Here is a 2,119-nt window from a genome sequence, read left to right on the forward strand (position 1 = left end):
GCAGGAAGATGAGTCTCGATTCCTCTCCCGGTTCCAGTTCCAGGCATTTTTTCAGAGCACCGCAGTGATTGCCGCCCTTTTCGAAGCTTCCGCTCATCTCGCCGCGTTCCACCGCCGCCGGATTATCCTCGGTGCGGTAGAGGCCGATGAATTTGTCCCGCAGACAGTCGAAACCATCCGGATCAAAATCTGAGGTGAAATACTGGTATCCAAACTCCTCGTAGAACAGATCGTGTTCGATAATGCCGTCTTCATACGTAGATCCTGCGGCATACAGACTCATCTGAAAGTTCTTATTATCCATTTCGATGTGGTGGAAGGAAAGCTCACAGTAAGAGTAAACGCTTAATTTCCGTTTTCTTCCGCTCTCATTTTTAAGCTTTACATCCCAGAGCTCCACCGGATCGTCTGCCGGAATGAACAGCGTCTGCTCCGCCTCGATTCCCTGGTAATCACAGCTGTACGTCGTGTAGGACAGGCCGTGGCGGCATGTGTATTTCGCCTGATCCAGAGGTTTTCCCACCGGCTGCCACGAAATACTCCAGAATTCCCCCGTCTCATCGTCTCTCACATAGACGTAATGGCCCGGCCGGTCCATCGGAACGGCATTCCCCCGAAACCGTGTAATTCTGTGGTATTCCGGGGATTTATAGAAGAGATATCCGCCTGCCGTATGGTTCACGACGGCGCACATATCCTTCACTCCCAGGTAATTGGTCCACGACGTGGGCAGGTCCACCCGGTCGATCACATATTCCCTTTTTTCATTATCAAAATGTCCGTACTGCATCCCGTTATCCTCCTTGTTATGAGCACTTAGCGCCTTTATTTTAGTCTCATACGTTCTATCTCAATTATAGATTTTTCCCAAAAAATAGGTATGGCTGAGAGTGTGAAAATTTGTCTAACCTTGCGCGATCACAAAAAGCGGGGGTTGCAAAGCCATCGTTTCTATTATAGAATAGGAGGAGCGTCAAAAAAGGAGAATATACACATGAAGAAAAATGCAATCGTTGGCCAGTCCGGCGGCCCTACCGCCGTCATCAACGCGAGCCTCTACGGCGTCATAAGGGAAGGCATAAACCAGGAAGCCATTGATCACGTCTACGGCATGATTAACGGAATCGAAGGCTATATGTCCGGTACCTGCATGGATTTAACCGCGGATTTAACTTCAGATGAATTAGAGCTTTTAAAATTAACACCGGCGGCCTATTTAGGTTCCTGCCGCTATAAACTGCCGGAAGACTTATCCTCACCGTTCTACCCGGCCCTGTTTGAGAAGTTTCGGAAGATGAACATCGGATACTTCTTCTACATCGGAGGCAATGATTCCATGGACACGGTCAGCAAGCTGTCCCGCTACGCCTCCCACCATCACAGCGAGATCCGTTTCATCGGTGTTCCGAAAACCATAGACAACGATCTCGTTCTGACTGACCATACCCCCGGTTACGGAAGCGCCGCCAAGTACGTGGCCGATACGGTCCGGGAAATCGTTCTGGACTCCTCCGTCTATCAGCAGAAATCCGTCACCATCGTGGAACTGATGGGCCGCCACGCCGGCTGGGTAACCGCGGCCAGCGCCCTTGCCCGCAAATACGAGGGGGACAACCCGGTACTCATCTATCTTCCGGAGACTCATTTCGATTTTGAACAGTTTACAGAGGATGTGACTGCCGCCTTATCGAAGAACAGCACTGTCGTTATCTGTATCTCCGAGGGCATTTCCGACGCCAGGGGCAAGTTCATCTGTGAATATGCGGATGCCGCCCGGCTCGACACCTTCGGCCATAAAATGCTGACCGGCAGCGGTAAGATGCTGGAAAACTTCATACGGGACAAGTTCGGCGTCAAGGTCCGTTCCATCGAGTTAAACGTTAATCAGCGCTGTTCCGGCATGATGGCTTCCGCCACCGATATCGAGGAATCCGTTCTCGCCGGCCGTGAAGGCGTAAAGGCCGCCGTCTCAGGGCTTACCGGGCGCATGATTTCCTTTATACGGAATGAAAACGGTCCATACCATCTGGAATGCGGCACGGTCGATGTTAATGAGGTCTGCAACAGGGAAAAACTCTTTCCATCTGAATGGATGAATCCCCGCGGCACCGATGTGACG

The 2,119-nt window shown here is 51.3% G+C and carries 1 protein-coding gene and 1 pseudogene; one reads left to right on the forward strand and one right to left on the reverse strand.

The window, feature by feature from the left end; translation table 11 throughout:
* A pseudogene (locus ACLTD4_RS33895) lies at nt 1-790 on the reverse strand (N,N'-diacetylchitobiose phosphorylase); the annotation flags it as partial.
* A gap of 204 nt (nt 791-994) precedes the next feature.
* On the opposite strand from ACLTD4_RS33895, the gene ACLTD4_RS33900 reads away from it, so the two are divergent.
* Nucleotides 995-2,119 (forward strand): 6-phosphofructokinase (locus tag ACLTD4_RS33900; protein WP_412331992.1); only part of this gene is annotated, 1,125 nt, incomplete at its 3' end.

It is taken from the genome of Hungatella sp. (assembly GCF_046966825.1).